The sequence below is a fragment of the Paraburkholderia sp. SG-MS1 genome (assembly GCF_012275575.1).
Lineage (GTDB): Bacteria > Pseudomonadota > Gammaproteobacteria > Burkholderiales > Burkholderiaceae > Paraburkholderia.
Genome location: NZ_NPIH01000280.1, coordinates 22808 through 37045 on the forward strand (window position 1 = coordinate 22808; position 14238 = coordinate 37045).

Consider the following 14238-nt stretch of genomic DNA (forward strand, 5'->3'; position numbering starts at 1 on the left):
GCGCGACGGCAGCGCAGATCGAAACGCTTACTGCTTGATACCTTCCGACTGGATATGCAGCCGCGTCTCCATGCTGAACCCGTACTTGACGCCGGAATCCATGCCGAAATCGGCGCGGCTGAACTGGGCGCTCGCTTCCACGCCGCATACTTCACGTTTGAGCACCGGGTGCTGCATGCACTTGAACGACTCGATCTTCAGATTGAGCGGCCTGGTCACGCCGCGCATCGTCAGATTGCCGACCACTTCGACCGGCTTGTCGCCGTCAAAGCGGATCGCGGTGCCCTTGTAGGTCACCGCGGGATATTTCGCGACGTCGAAAAAATCATCCGTTTTCAGATGTTCGTCCAGCTTGCTGTTGCCGGTCTGAACCGAAGCCGGATCGACCGTCACGTCCACCGTGCCGGTCTTCGCCGCGCGGTCGAGCGTCACCGTGCCGGAGCTCTTCGTGAACTTGCCGCGCCACACCGACAGCCCGCCGAAGTGATCCGCTTCGAAGCTCGGATACGTGTGGGTCGGGTCGAGCTGATAGGTGTCGGCCGCGCACGCGCCGAACGAGAAAGAAGATGCAAGTGCGCCGACGGCCATCAACATGGATGTTTTCAATTCATGCTCCTCGATTCTGGTAAAAAAAAAGCGGTGAGAAAAACAGCCGCGCCCAACAAACGCCCAACGAGCATCCAAGAAGCGCAGCGGACATCACGCGCATCGCACGCTTCACTTATGCGCCGCGACGATATGAAACTTGATCACCACGTCATCGGCCACCACCGACGTGTCCTTCCACTCGCCGGTGCCGATGTCGAATTGCGAGCGCTTGATCGGCAGCGTGCCGTCGAAGGTTTGCGCCGCGCCCTGCTGGCTCACCGTGACCGGCACCACCACGGTCTGCGATTTGCCCTTGATGGTCAGCTTGCCGGTCACCTTGAACTGATTGCCGCCCGCCGGCGCGATCGCGCTCGATACGAAGGTGGCGCTCGGGTAGGTTTTCGCGTCGAACCACTCCTTGCCGCGCACCTGGTCGTTGTAGCTTTCGTCGCCGAGGTCGTAGCTGCCCACGTCGATGGTGAGCTGCGCGCTGCCCTCGGCCGGTTTGGCCGGATCGAAGCTGACCTGCGCGGCGAACTTGTTGAACTTGCCCTCTACCGGCACGTTCATCTGCTTCGAGGTGGCCGTCACCGAACTCTTCGCGAGATCCACCTGCGCGAGCGCGCTGCCGGCCGCGGTCAGCGAGGCCGCGGCGAACGCGGCGAGCATGTAGCGATAAAACGAGACCTTCATGGTTGTCCTTATTTGAGGAAAGGGAGCATGCGCGACAGCAAGCCGTCGCGATCCAGCCATTGATGCTTGAGCGCGGCCGCGACGTGCAGCGCGACCAGCACGAGCAACATGTAATTCAGCGCGATATGCACGGTCTTGAGCAGTTCCTTCAGATGCGGATCCGGCGCGATCAGACGCGGCAGCGGGATCAGTCCGAGGTACACCACCGGCACGTTCGCCGCCGAGCTGTACAGGTAGCCGGACGCGGGAATGGCGATCATCAGCACGTACAGCAGCCAGTGCACGAGATGCGCGGCGCCGCGCTGCCAGGTGGGCATGCGGCGCGGCATCGGCGGGGCGGCGTGAGTCGCGCGCCACAGGATGCGCAGGATCGCGAGTGCGAACACCGTCACGCCGATCCATTTGTGCCAGGAGAAGTAGCGCAGCTTGGTGGGCGTGAACCCCGGGATATCGGTCATCACCCAGCCGAGCGCGAAGCCGCACACGATCAGAAGCGCGATCAGCCAGTGAAAGGCGATGGCGGTCCGCGTGTACGACTCCCGGCTGCCGAATGAAGGATTGAGTGCCATGACAGGTCAACGCAAGCTAATAGAGGTTAACGGCGCAGCTTGCTCTGCTATTCCCTGCGTCGATGCGCATGGCATCGGTGTGTGCGGCCAGGGACATGCCTGCTGCGATACACGCCAAGGCCGCCATGCTACCCCATGCAAAAGAAGCTGGCAGGGGGGATTCGGGCCGCACTGGTTCGGATTTTGCTGCACGGCGATCCGTCATTCCATAATCGGGCAGCCGAAAATGCCGAAACGATGCCCAAGCCATACGCGAGCGCACGCGGATTCCGCACGGCGGCCGCTGCCCGGCTCGCGATCCCCGGCCCGACGATGGGGTCGGCGCGGCGGCAAAACAGCCACCTTTGGTACTATGGCTGCACTTTCGCCCGGCCTGCCATAAGAACCGGCCTTGCACGCTGCCTTTCACGTCGTTAGCCCTTTTGCCGTATGGACCATGACAACCTGATCGCGTGCCATGAATGCGATACGCTGTTCCGCAAGCCACGGCTTGTGGGACGCACGAGCGCACGCTGTCCGCGCTGCGGCGCGACGCTCTGTCGAGGCGTCTCGCGCAACCTGGACAGCATCTGTGCGATGACGCTGGCCGCGCTGATCACCTTCGTGATCGCGCAGGGCTTTCCGATCGTCGAACTCGAAACCAACGGCATCACCTCGCAGACCACGTTGTTCGGCGCGCTCATCGCGCTGTGGGACGAGGACATGCAGATCGTCGCGGTGATGGTGTTCTGCTCGACCATCCTGTTTCCGCTGACCGAACTCGTCGCGCTGCTCTACGTGCTGGTGCCGCTGCGCGCCGGCTACGTACCCGCCGCGTTCAACCGCGTGCTGCGCGCAATCCAGTTCGTGCGCCCCTGGGGGATGATCGAAGTGTTCATGCTCGGGGTGCTAATCACGATCGTGAAGATGGTCAGCCTCGCGCGCGTGATCCCCGAGGCCGCGCTGTTCGCGTTCGGCACATTGACGCTGATGTTCGCGGTGGTCGTCACGTTCGATCCGCGCGTGCTGTGGGATCTCGCCGACGAACTCGGCGACCGCAGCCAGCGCCCGCTGCCGCGCACCTCCGCCGACAGCGCGGCCGCCGCCCTCGGCACGCAGGCCGGGCCGCCCGCGCCGGCTGACTTGCCCACCGCGCCCACCGTGCCGCCGGACGCTGCGTCTACCGCCACGCAACCGTCGTTGCCACCCGGCGCACCGCCCGCGTCGCATCGTGGATGAGCGCACGATGAAATACGTCACCGCCAAACGCGCGGGCCTCGTCTCGTGCCACGCATGCGGACGCGTCGAGCCGCGCATCCGCTCGATCACGCCGCAGCACTGCGGACGCTGCGGCGCGCACCTGCACTCACGCAACCCCGACAGCCTGATGCGCACCTGGGCGCTGCTGATCGCCGCGGCGCTGCTGTATATTCCGGCCAACCTGCTGCCGGTGATGCACACTGCGTCGCTGCTCGGCTCGGAAGACGACACCATCATGAGCGGCGTCGTCTATTTCTGGACCTCGGGCGACTGGCCGCTCGCGGTGATCGTGTTCATCGCCAGCATCATGGTGCCGATGCTCAAGCTGAGCGTGCTGGTGCTGCTCACCGTCACCGCGCAGCGCCGCTCGCGCTGGCGGCCGGAGCAGCGCACCACGCTGTACCGGATGGTCGAGCGGATCGGCCGCTGGTCGATGCTCGACGTGTTCGTCGTCACGCTGACCGTCGCGCTCGTGCGCTTCAAATCGCTTGCCGTGATCACGGCCGGACCGGGCGCGATCGCGTTCGGCTCGGTGGTGATCCTGACCATGATGGCGTCCATGCAATTCGATCCACGGCTCATCTGGGACCCCGTGGACGGCAATACTCAAAAACCTCAGGATCTCGACCATGACTAGCCCGCAAGGACCGACGCCCGCCGCCGGCGATTCGAACGGACCCAGGCTGCCGCCGCAACTCCCGGACCCCGATATCGAGCCGCGCAGCCGCTGGCTGCCGTCGCTCGTCTGGGTGATTCCGCTGATCGCCGCGCTGATCGGCATCGCGCTCGTGATCAAGTCGGTGACTGAAAAAGGCCCGGTCATCACGATCAGCTTCATCAGCGCCGAAGGCCTCGAACCCGGCAAGACCAAGGTCAAGTACAAGGACGTCGACGTGGGCTCGGTGAAGACGATCACGCTCGCGCAGGATCTGTCGCACGTGCTGGTGCAGGTGCAACTGACCAAGGAAGGCGAAAAATTCGCGGTCAAGGATTCGCGCTTCTGGGTAGTGCGGCCACGCGTCGGCGCAAGCGGTGTGTCCGGTCTCACCACGCTGCTCTCGGGTGCATACATCGGCACGGACGCCGGGCGTTCACCGGATACCGAGAAGAACTTCGTCGGCCTCGAAACGCCGCCGCCGATCACCGGCGATCAGAAGGGTCACCAGTTCGTGCTGCACGGCGACTCGCTCGGCTCGATCGACATCGGCTCGCCGATCTTTTACCGGCGCGTGCAGGTCGGCCAGGTGGTCGGCTTCTCGCTCGACAAGGACGGCACCGGCGTGACCATGCAGGTATTCGTGTCCGCGCCGTTCGACCAGTACGTCGGCACCAACTCGCGCTGGTGGCATGCGAGCGGCGTCGACTTGCGGCTCGATTCGAGCGGCTTCAAGCTGAACACGCAGTCGCTCGCGACGGTGATCGTCGGCGGCCTGTCGTTCCAGTCGCCGCCCGGCCAGGGCGTGGGCGCGCAGGCGCCGAACAACATGACGTTCCGCCTCGCGTCGGATGAAGCGGACGCGATGCGCGACCCGGACGGCGTGCCGCTGCGCGTGGTGATGAATTTCAACCAGTCGCTGCGCGGACTGTCGATCGGCGCACCGATCGATTTCCGCGGCATCGTGCTGGGCCAGGTGACCAACATCGGCATCGACTACGATCCGAAGACGCGCAGCTTCACGATGCCGGTGACGATGAACATCTACCCCGACCGCCTCGGCAAGCGCTTCCGCGAAACCGCGCCGGCGCCGGGCAGCCTCGCCGGTCAGAACATGCTGCAGCAACTGGTCAAGCATGGACTGCGCGGTCAGTTGCGCACCGGCAATCTGCTCACGAGCCAGCTGTACGTCGCAGTGGATATCTTCCCGAAGGCGCCGCCGGCCACCGTCAACGTCGCGAGCGATCCGCTCGAGTTGCCGACCATCCCGAACACGCTCGACGAGTTGCAGCTTCAGGTCGCCGACATCGCGAAGAAGCTCGACAAGGTGCCGTTCGACCAGATCGGCACCAACCTGAACAGCGCGCTGAAAAACGCCGATCAACTGTTCGCGCGGCTCGACACGGAAGTCGTGCCGCAGGCCCGCGACGCGCTCGTGGCAGCGAAACAGACCTTCGGCTCGGCGCAGGCGACGTTGCAGCAGGACTCGCCGTTGCAGTCGGATGTTCATCAGGCGTTGCAGGAGCTGACGCGCACGTTGCAGTCGTTGAACGCGCTGTCGGACTATCTGGAGCGCCATCCCGAGTCGCTGTTGCGCGGTAAATCAGGAGATAAACCATGATGTTTGCCCGGCTCCCCCGTCCATCGCGCGTGCTCGTGCGCGGCGCTGCGTACGCCGGCGCGTTGGCCACGGCTGTGGCGCTGGCGGCGTGCGCGTCGCCGCCGAGCCGCTTTTACACGCTGGGCGCCGATGCCGCGGCCGGCTCCGCCGCGCCGGCCGGCGCGCGGACCGCGGCCGCACAGGCCTTGCTGATCGAGGTCGCGCCGGTCGACGTGCCGCCGCAAGTGGCCAAGAATCAACTGGTCGTGCAGAGCGCTCCGACCCAGGTCAAGGTGCTCGAAGAGGAGCGCTGGGCGTCGCTGCCCGGCGATGAAATCCGCCGCGCGCTGTCGACGAGTCTCACGCAGCAGCTCGGCACGATCGACGTCTACGGCACCGCGCATCCGGATGCGACGCCGGTGTATCGCGTCAGCATGAACGTGCAGCGCTTCGAGTCGTGGCCGGGCTCACACGCGTTGATCGATGCGGTGTGGAGCGTGCGGGCCGTGCGCAGCAATGCGGTGATGACGTGCCGCAGCGTGGTGAACGAGCCGGTTAGCGGCGGCTATGACGCGCTCGTCGAAGGACACCGTCGCGCGCTGCAGCAGATTAGCGGGCAGATTGCGTCGGCGGTGCAGGCGATGGCTGCGGCGGCTCCGCGTATTGCCGCGAGTGGCTCGTCGGGCAAGGAGGCCGCGGTGGTCGTGCCGGCGTGTCCTGTCGCGGGTGCGACTACGGCGGCGGCTGGCGGCTGAGGGAGATTGAGTTCACGCGTCTACGCGTTTTCGCTTTGGCGGCGTTGAATACGCTGGCTGGGTTCTGACCGACGTTATCGAGGATAGCCACGGAAAGTTCACCTATCCTTCAATGCGCCGCACGCATCGCGCAGGCAACCCATATGTTCGACACGCTCAAACGACTCATCAAAAAATGGCGCGCGTCGCGTGACGGCGGTCATCAGCTCGACGCGCTGCTGGCGATCGCCGATCGCGCCGCCCCCTATCCCGAGCGCAGCGAATGGCTGATCGAACTCGCGCACTGGATTCGCCGCGGCCGCGCCGTGCAGACCGATGCACCTGAACCCGACGCCGCCCGCTCGGCCCCGGCGCATACGCGCATCCGCTATCTGCTTCACGTACTCGATCGCAACCCCGCGTGGAAGGCCAACGTCGCCGGCATTCTGCGTGCGCTGCTGCGCGAAAGCGACGGCCTCTCGCTGCTCTGCGACGCCGGCATGCCCGTGCATTCCGGCTTCTTCGGCGCGCTGTTCGGGCGCTTCGAAGCGTCGTTGATCCCACCCGCGCCGAACCGGCGCGACCTCACCGCGATCGTCACGCTGATGTTCAGCTCCGAGCGCGACGCCGAATGGATCGCCACGCTGCCCGCGGATCTGCTGATCCGCATCCACGCGCTGTTCGACCACGCCGCGCAAGACGAGCCGCCGCGCGACAACACACCGTTCTCGCTCGACCTGATGGCCGCCTTGCACAACCTCACCTGCCAGATCAGCTCGACGGGTCTGTCACAAACGGTACGCAGCCGGCTCGTCGTCGTCGACCCCGCCGACCGCGATACGGACGACCGGCACGACACCAGCGACATGCGCGTCGCGATGGAAAAGCAGCCGTTCTACCGCCTCACGCGCGCGATGCTCGCCGTCGAGGCCGCGCACAATGCGTTCATGGCCGGCGAGCCGCAAGACCGGCTGCTGCGCGAAGTCAACTATTTGCGGCTGCTGCTCGACGACTGCCGCAGCGCCACCGACAACGTCTTCGCCCATCTCTATGACAACGGCGTGAGCGTCGACATCGTGTTTCAGGTCGAGCGCATGCGCATGCGCATCGTGCGCGCCGAACATCTGCTGAACGCCTGGATGGCGCATGACGATCCGCACGCGGGCGCGCGGCTCACCGCCGAACTCGTCGAAGCGAATCACGCGAGCCAGAGCATCGCGCACCTGCTGCGCAGCAATTTCTCGCTGCTCGCACGCAAGGTCGTCGAATACAGCGCCGATACCGGCGAGCACTACATCGCCCGCGACCGCGCCGAATACCTGAAGATGATGCGCATGGCAGCCGGCGGCGGACTCGTCACCGTCGTCACGGTCTGCGTGAAGTTCGCGATCACCGGCGCGCATCTGCAAGCCATGCTCGAAGGCCTGCTGGCCGGCATCAACTACGCGGCCAGCTTCCTGCTGATGCACTTCCTGCACTTCTCGCTCGCCACCAAGCAGCCGGCCATGACCGCGCCCACGCTCGCGCGCGAACTCGACGGCGTCGGCACGCCCGCGGGCGTCGACAGTTTCGTGAGTTCGGTGACGGCGCTGATGCGCACCCAGGCCGCCGCGGTGCTCGGCAACGTACTGCTGGTGTTTCCCGTGTGCCTCGCCGTGCAACTGCTGTGGCGCTGGCTGTTTCACGCCGACATCATCTCGACGGAGAAGGCGCTCGCCACCCTGCGCTCCTTTTCGCTGCTCGGGCCGACGCCCATCTACGCCGCGTTGACCGGCGTGCTGCTGTGGTCCTCGAGCCTGCTCGCGGGCTGGGCCGACAACTGGTTCGTGCTGCATCGCGTCGCCGACGCACTCGCCTACAACCGCCGCCTGCGCCTGACACTCGGCGCGGCCAGCGCGGACCGCTTCGCGCACTGGTGCCGGGCAAACGTGGCCGGGGTCGTCGGCAATATCTCGCTCGGCCTGATGCTCGGACTCGTGCCGGCGATCGTCACCGCGCTCGCGTTCAGTTTCGAAGTGCGCCACGTGACGCTCAGCGCGGGTTCGATCGGCGTCGCGCTCGGCGTGCTCGGCGAGCGCGCGTTGAAGCTGCCCGAGTTGTGGTGGGCGGTGGCGGGAGTCGGCAGCATGGCGATACTCAACGTGGCCGTGAGCTTCGCGCTCGCCTTCTATATGGCGGTGAAGTCGCGCGATCTGCGGCGCAGCGCGGTGCGCTCGCTGCGCGGCGCGATCTGGCAGAGGCTGCGCCGGCATCCGCTGGAACTGGTGTGGCCGGAGAAAGCCGCGCGCAAGGCGAACTAGGCCGCGCCCTGCGGTTCCTGCGGCTCCTGCGGTTCCTGCGGTTCCTGCACCTCCCGCGCCGGCCCGTCAGCCGGCGCGAGCGGCCCGCCCCGTCATCGCGCCGGGCGGGCCATCCCGACCGCGTACAATAGCGCCTTATCCAACGCCTTCCGGCAACCTCAATGTCCTTCGATTTCTTCCTCCCTTGTCCACGCGGCCTTGAAGCCTCGCTTGCGGCCGAACTCGCCGATATTGCCGCGAAACACCTGAACGGCGCACCGTTCACGGCCGGCGCACAAGTGCCCGGCGGCGTGCACTTTCGCGGCGGCTGGGCTGCCGGCATGGCCGCCAACCTGCATTCGCGCCTCGCGAGCCGCGTGCTGCTGAAGATCGCGCACCGCCCGTATCGCAGCGAACAGGACATTTACGCGCTCGCGGTCGAACAGCGCTGGGAGCAATGGTTCTCGGCCAAGGAAACGCTGCGGGTGGATGTCACCGCGATCAAATCGCCGCTGCGCAGCCTCGAATTCACGACGCTGCGCGTGAAGGACGCGATCTGCGACCGTCTGCGCGAAGTCAGCGGGGCGCGCCCGAGCATCGACACCGCGACACCCGACGTGCGCGTGTTCGCGTTTCTCACTGCCACCGATTGCACGCTCTACCTCGACACGTCCGGCGATCCGCTCTTCAAACGCGGCTGGCGTCTCGACAAGGGCGCGGCGCCGCTGCGCGAGAATCTCGCGGCGGGCATTCTGCGCCTGACCGGCTGGAACGCCGGCACGCCGCTGTACGACCCGATGTGCGGCAGCGGCACCTTCCTCGCGGAAGCCGCCCAGGTGGCGCTGAATATCGCGCCGGGGACGGAGCGCCACTTCGGTTTCGAGAAGCTCAGGCAATTCGACGCTAAGACCTGGCAAACGCTGAAGGCGGCCGCGCTCGACGCAAAGCATGCCGCGCGCAGCTCGCGCGCCGATCTGCAGATCTTTGGCAGTGATATTTCCGGCGACATGCTCGACAAGGCGCGCGCGAACTTCCAGCGCGCCGGTTTGCCGTCGATTCCGCTCAAGCAGGTCGATGCACGCGGCATGACGGCACCCTCGTCCGAAGCGGGCATCCTCGTCGCCAATCCGCCGTATGGCGAGCGGATCGAAGTACGCGGCCGTAATGCGCGCGGCGAATTGCGCGAAGGCCGTGGCAACCGCGAGAACCGCGACGACGACGGTTTCCGTCGTGTGCAGGAAGAAGCGCCGGACAGCGAATTCTTTCATTCGCTCGGCGACGCGTTGAAGCAGCGCTTCACCGGCTGGCATGCGTTCATTCTCACATCGGATCGCAAACTGCCGGGGCAGTTGCGCTTGCGTGAATCGACCAAGACGCCGCTCTTTAACGGCGCGCTCGAATGCCGGCTGTTCCGCTTCGATCTGATCGCGGGCAGCGTGCGTCAGCGGCCGCAGAGCGATGCGTCGGCGGCTGGAAGCGAAGAGGCTTAAGGCCAGATTGCCTGACGCAACCGCCGCTTGAGGCGCGCTGCAATACGGCTATGAAAACCGCAGACCTTTTGGGCTCCGCGGTTTTTTTTTCGACGGCGCGCGGCGGCGGCGATGGTGGAGTTTCCGGCACTGCGGTCCGGGTGCATCACCAGCGTCGTGTCAGTAGCTGCTCAACGTCCTTTTTCCTGCCATCGGTTACGGCGCCGCCGCCGGCCGCTCCCATCGCACGCGTCGGATCCTTCCCGCAAGTGCCGCTCGCCGCAAGGCCGCCAATCACCACGCCCGACAATCCGCCTCCTGCCACACCCTACTCATGGGGCGGCGCGGACTTCGCGAGCGGCCCCACCCAGCGCCGCGTGTGGCCGCTCGCGTTAGCGTATTGGGGCGCACGCTGGACACTCGGCTCATGGTGCGAATTGCGCGGCGACTTCCGCAATTTCAGTCTGGGGAAGATCGTGGATCTTCAGGTGCTCGAACAGTATCCGGATCAGGAAGGCCGGCGGCTCGCGGGTCTGCTGCGGCATGTGAACGCGAAGCCGAAGTGAAAGTGAGGATCGCGGCCCGTCGCGACGCAAACGCTGGAGCGCACCGGTTGCAACACGCGGGCGTCAGGTCGAAGCGGATTCAGCCGGCATCGTGAAACTCGGCAGGCAGGCAGCCAGCACGCCCCGTTCCAACAGCCGCGGGCGAACGCCGCCAGGAAGCGGAAATCACGGGCGCCTGACCAGGCAACCCGCGATCCCCGAACACGCACTTATTCGACCGCCTTCACCATATCCTCGATCACTTTCTTCGCGTCGCCGAACACCATCATCGTCTTGTCCATGTAGAACAGGTCGTTGTCGAGCCCGGCGTAGCCCGCCGCCATCGAGCGCTTGTTGACGATCACCGTCCTTGCCTTATACGCCTCGATGATCGGCATCCCTGCGATCGGCGACTTCGGATCGTTCTTCGCGGCAGGGTTCACCACGTCGTTCGCGCCGAGCACCAGCACCACGTCGACCTGGCCGAATTCGCCGTTGATGTCGTCCATTTCGAACACCATGTCGTAGGGCACTTCGGCTTCGGCGAGCAGCACGTTCATGTGTCCCGGCATCCGTCCGGCCACCGGGTGAATCGCGTACTTCACTTCGATGCCCTTCTCGACCAGCTTGTCGGTCAGCTCTTTCAACGCATGCTGCGCGCGCGCCACGGCCAGCCCATAACCCGGCACGATCACCACGGTCTCGGCGTTGCCGAGCATGAACGACGCATCGTCGGCGGAACCGGACTTCACCGGACGCTGCTCCGCCGTGCCGCCGGCCACTGCCGCGCCCGCATCGTTGCCGAAGCCGCCGAGAATCACGTTGAAGAACGAGCGGTTCATCGCGCGACACATGATGTACGACAGAATCGCCCCCGACGAGCCGACGAGCGACCCCGCGATGATCAGCATCGGATTGTTCAACGAGAAGCCGATGCCTGCCGCCGCCCAGCCCGAGTACGAGTTCAGCATCGACACGACCACCGGCATGTCCGCGCCGCCGATCGGAATGATGATCAGCACGCCGAGCACGAACGCGATGATCGTCATGATGATGAACGGCAGCCATGCCTGCGTGAGAAAGAAGATGATGCCGAAGCCGAGCATCGCGATGGCGAGCATCAGGTTGATCACATGCTGGCCGCTATACACGACCGGCGCGCCCTGGAAGAGCCGGAACTTATACTTGCCCGACAGCTTGCCGAACGCGATCACCGAACCGGAGAACGTGATCGCACCGACGAACGTGCCGATGAACAGCTCGATGCGATTGCCGAACGGCAGGAAGCCCGGGATCGGATAGTCCGGATCGCCGAGCCCGAACGCGGCCGGCTCCGACACCACCGCATACGCGATGCAGACCGCCGCGAGACCGATCAGCGAGTGCATCGCCGCGACCAGTTCGGGCATCTTGGTCATCTCGACGCGCGCGGCGACGAACGCGCCGACCGCGCCGCCGATCACCAGCGCGACCAGCAGCAGGCCGAGCCCCAAGCCGAGGTTCGAGCCGAGCGCCGAGGCCTGTTTCGCGATCAGCGCGATGGTTGTGAGGATCGCAATCGCCATCCCGACCATGCCGAAGGTATTGCCGACGCGCGCCGTCTTCGGATTAGACAGCCCCTTGAGCGCCTGAATGAAGCAGACCGACGCGACCAGATAAAGCAGCGTGACGACGTTCAGACTCATTACGCGTTCTCCTTGGCGGCTGCGGGGAGCTTCTTCGGCTCTTTCTTGCGGAACATTTCCAGCATTCGCCGGGTGACGAGAAACCCGCCGAACACGTTGACCGCCGCGAGCGCGACCGCGAGGGTGCCGAAGAACTTGCCGGGCGCACCCAACGTGAGACCGGCGGCGAGCATCGCGCCGACGATCACGATCGCCGAGATCGCATTGGTCACGGCCATCAGCGGCGTATGCAGCGCGGGCGTGACGTTCCAGACCACGTGGTAGCCGACGTAGATCGCCAGCACGAAGATGATCAGGTTGATGACGGTGTGGTTGATGACTTCCATTGCCGTTCTCCTCTATGCCTTGCGCGTGACTGCGCCATCACGGGCCAGCAGCGTGGCCGCGACGATGTCGTCCGCGAGATCGATATTCAGCGCGCCTTCCTTCGTGATGATCAGCTTGAGGAAGTCGAGCAGGTTGCGCGCGTAGAGCGACGACGCGTCGGCGGGCACCATCGACGCCAGGTTCGTATAGCCGACGATCTGCACGCCATGCCTGAGCACCACCTGGTCCGCCTCGGTCAGCGGACAGTTGCCGCCGCGCCGACCTTCGTACTCCGCACCGCGTCCGGCCGCGAGGTCCACCAGCACGGAGCCCGGTTTCATCGCCTGCACGGTGTCGACCGAGATCAGCGTCGGCGCGGCGCGGCCCGGGATCAGCGCGGTGGAGATCACCACGTCCGCCTGCTTCGCCCGCTCATGGACCAGCGCCGACTGACGCGTGAGCCACGACGGCGGCATTGGCCGCGCATAGCCACCGACGCCTTGCGCGGCTTCGCGCTCCTCGTTGGTTTCGTAGGGCACGTCGAGAAACTTCGCGCCGAGCGATTCGATCTGCTCTTTCACGGCCGGCCGCACGTCCGACGCCTCGATCACCGCGCCGAGGCGCTTGGCGGTCGCGATCGCCTGCAGGCCCGCCACGCCCGCGCCGAGAATCAGCACGCGCGCCGCTTTTACGGTGCCGGCCGCGGTCATCAGCATCGGCATGAAACGCGGGTAGAGCGTCGCTGCCAGCAGCACCGCCTTGTAGCCAGCGATGTTCGCCTGCGACGACAGCACGTCGAGGCTCTGCGCCCGCGTCGTACGCGGCGCGGCTTCGAGCGCGAACGCGGTGACGCCGGCCTCGGCGAGCTTCTGCGCGTTCTCGGCGTTGAATGGGTCGAGCATGCCGACCAGCGTCGCGCCGCGCTTCAGCAGCGGCAACTCGGCGTCGGTGGGGGACTGGACTTTGAGGAGGAGATCGGCGCCGAAGGCGGTGGCCGCATCGACGATTTCCGCGCCGGCTGCCGTGAAGGCCTCGTCAGTAAAGCTCGCGGGGACGCCCGCGCCGCTCTGGATCGTGACCCGGTGGCCCTGGGTCAGGTACTTCTTGACCGTTTCGGGCGTCGCGGCGACGCGGGTTTCGTGCGCGCGCGTCTCGGCTGGCACTCCGATATGCATCGTGTTCCTCCTCGACTTCCTGTTTGACGACAGATCGGCCGACGAGGCACGCCGGCTTGCAATTGCAACGGCTAACGCCTCACTTTAACCGAAACCGGGGGGTACACAGAAATCGGGGACAATCCGGGGGTGGCCGTGCGGCCGGCCATGGGCCGCCCATGGCCGGCTCCCGGCAGCCCAGCCCCATAAACGGTAAAATGCGCAGCCATGAAACCGGAAACCTGGCTGCCGCACGTGACCGTCGCGGCGATCCTAGAGCGTGACGGGCGCTTTCTCGTCGTCGAGGAACATACCGCCGACGGCTTGCGCCTGAATCAGCCCGCCGGCCATCTTGAAGCTGGCGAAACGCTTGAGCAGGCGGTGAGCCGCGAAACCCTCGAGGAAACCGCCCATCCGTTCACGCCCGAGGCGCTGGTCGGCCTGTACATGACCCACTTCGAGCGGCCCGGCAGCGCGGGCGTCACCTACCTGCGCTTTACCTATTGCGGCGCAAGCGGCGAACCGGACCTGCAGCGCGCGCTCGATCCGGACATCGTCCGCACCTTGTGGATGAGCGCCGACGAATTGCGCGCGTGCCCCGAACGGCACCGCACGCCGCTCGTCATGCAATGCGTCGACGACTACCTCGCCGGCCGGCGTTTCCCGCTCGACTTCGTGCATACGCATTCGGTCGGGCCCAAAAGTTAACCCTCGCGGGCGCC

The 14238-nt window shown here is 65.7% G+C and carries 13 protein-coding genes and 1 pseudogene; 8 read left to right on the forward strand and 6 right to left on the reverse strand.

What is annotated here, in order from left to right; translation table 11 throughout:
- Positions 1–27: 27 nt before the first annotated feature.
- The 3 genes from CIC12_RS29960 to CIC12_RS29970 form a co-directional block, all read right to left on the reverse strand.
- Complete coding sequence (locus CIC12_RS29960; RefSeq protein WP_168669816.1) at positions 28–594, reverse strand: YceI family protein; 567 nt, start codon at positions 592–594, stop codon at positions 28–30.
- 123 nt (positions 595–717) lie between these two features.
- Positions 718–1281: a YceI family protein gene (locus CIC12_RS29965; RefSeq protein WP_168669752.1), complete on the reverse strand. Its 564-nt coding sequence runs from the start codon at positions 1279–1281 to the stop codon at positions 718–720.
- A gap of 8 nt (positions 1282–1289) precedes the next feature.
- Entirely contained in the window at positions 1290–1850 is a 561-nt protein-coding gene (locus CIC12_RS29970) for a cytochrome b (protein WP_168669754.1), read from the reverse strand.
- Positions 1851–2279: 429 nt separating this feature from the next.
- Here CIC12_RS29970 and CIC12_RS29975 point away from each other — a divergent pair, with 429 nt between their 5' ends.
- The 7 genes and pseudogenes from CIC12_RS29975 to CIC12_RS30005 all read left to right on the forward strand — a co-directional run.
- Positions 2280–3068 carry a paraquat-inducible protein A gene (locus CIC12_RS29975; RefSeq protein WP_168669756.1) on the forward strand — a complete coding sequence of 263 codons (789 nt, stop codon included), beginning with the start codon at positions 2280–2282 and terminating at the stop codon, positions 3066–3068.
- A gap of 7 nt (positions 3069–3075) precedes the next feature.
- A complete protein-coding gene (locus CIC12_RS29980) occupies positions 3076–3726 on the forward strand; it encodes a paraquat-inducible protein A (RefSeq protein ID WP_168669758.1) in 651 nt (216 codons plus the stop codon).
- Complete coding sequence (locus CIC12_RS29985) at positions 3719–5365, forward strand: PqiB family protein (RefSeq protein WP_168669760.1); 1647 nt, start codon at positions 3719–3721, stop codon at positions 5363–5365. Before CIC12_RS29980 ends, CIC12_RS29985 begins: the two co-directional genes overlap by 8 nt.
- Positions 5362–6099, forward strand: coding sequence for a PqiC family protein (locus CIC12_RS29990; protein ID WP_168669761.1), 738 nt, complete (start codon positions 5362–5364; stop codon positions 6097–6099). The genes CIC12_RS29985 and CIC12_RS29990 overlap by 4 nt, the downstream gene beginning before the upstream one ends.
- Before the next feature lie 143 nt (positions 6100–6242).
- Positions 6243–8378, forward strand: a complete 2136-nt coding sequence (locus CIC12_RS29995) for a site-specific recombinase (protein WP_168669764.1) — start codon at positions 6243–6245, stop codon at positions 8376–8378.
- 161 nt (positions 8379–8539) lie between these two features.
- Positions 8540–9847 (forward strand): THUMP domain-containing class I SAM-dependent RNA methyltransferase, encoded by a 1308-nt coding sequence (locus tag CIC12_RS30000; RefSeq protein WP_168669766.1) that lies wholly within the window; start codon positions 8540–8542, stop codon positions 9845–9847.
- A 344-nt stretch (positions 9848–10191) separates the two neighbouring features.
- A pseudogene (locus tag CIC12_RS30005) lies at positions 10192–10392 on the forward strand (WYL domain-containing protein); the annotation flags it as partial.
- 209 nt (positions 10393–10601) lie between these two features.
- Here the strand turns inward: CIC12_RS30005 and CIC12_RS30010 are convergent.
- From CIC12_RS30010 to CIC12_RS30020, 3 genes are read right to left on the reverse strand one after another with little or no spacing between them, the layout of a single operon-like run.
- Positions 10602–12056 carry an NAD(P)(+) transhydrogenase (Re/Si-specific) subunit beta gene (locus CIC12_RS30010; RefSeq protein ID WP_168669768.1) on the reverse strand — a complete coding sequence of 485 codons (1455 nt, stop codon included), beginning with the start codon at positions 12054–12056 and terminating at the stop codon, positions 10602–10604.
- Positions 12056–12382: an NAD(P) transhydrogenase subunit alpha gene (locus CIC12_RS30015; protein ID WP_115781869.1), complete on the reverse strand. Its 327-nt coding sequence runs from the start codon at positions 12380–12382 to the stop codon at positions 12056–12058. Before CIC12_RS30015 ends, CIC12_RS30010 begins: the two co-directional genes overlap by 1 nt.
- 12 nt (positions 12383–12394) lie before the next feature.
- Positions 12395–13537, reverse strand: a complete 1143-nt coding sequence (locus tag CIC12_RS30020; protein WP_168669769.1) for a Re/Si-specific NAD(P)(+) transhydrogenase subunit alpha — start codon at positions 13535–13537, stop codon at positions 12395–12397.
- A gap of 207 nt (positions 13538–13744) precedes the next feature.
- Between CIC12_RS30020 and CIC12_RS30025 the strand changes: the two genes are divergently transcribed.
- Positions 13745–14224 carry an NUDIX hydrolase gene (locus tag CIC12_RS30025; RefSeq protein WP_168669770.1) on the forward strand — a complete coding sequence of 160 codons (480 nt, stop codon included), beginning with the start codon at positions 13745–13747 and terminating at the stop codon, positions 14222–14224.
- The last annotated feature ends 14 nt before the right edge of the window (positions 14225–14238 follow it).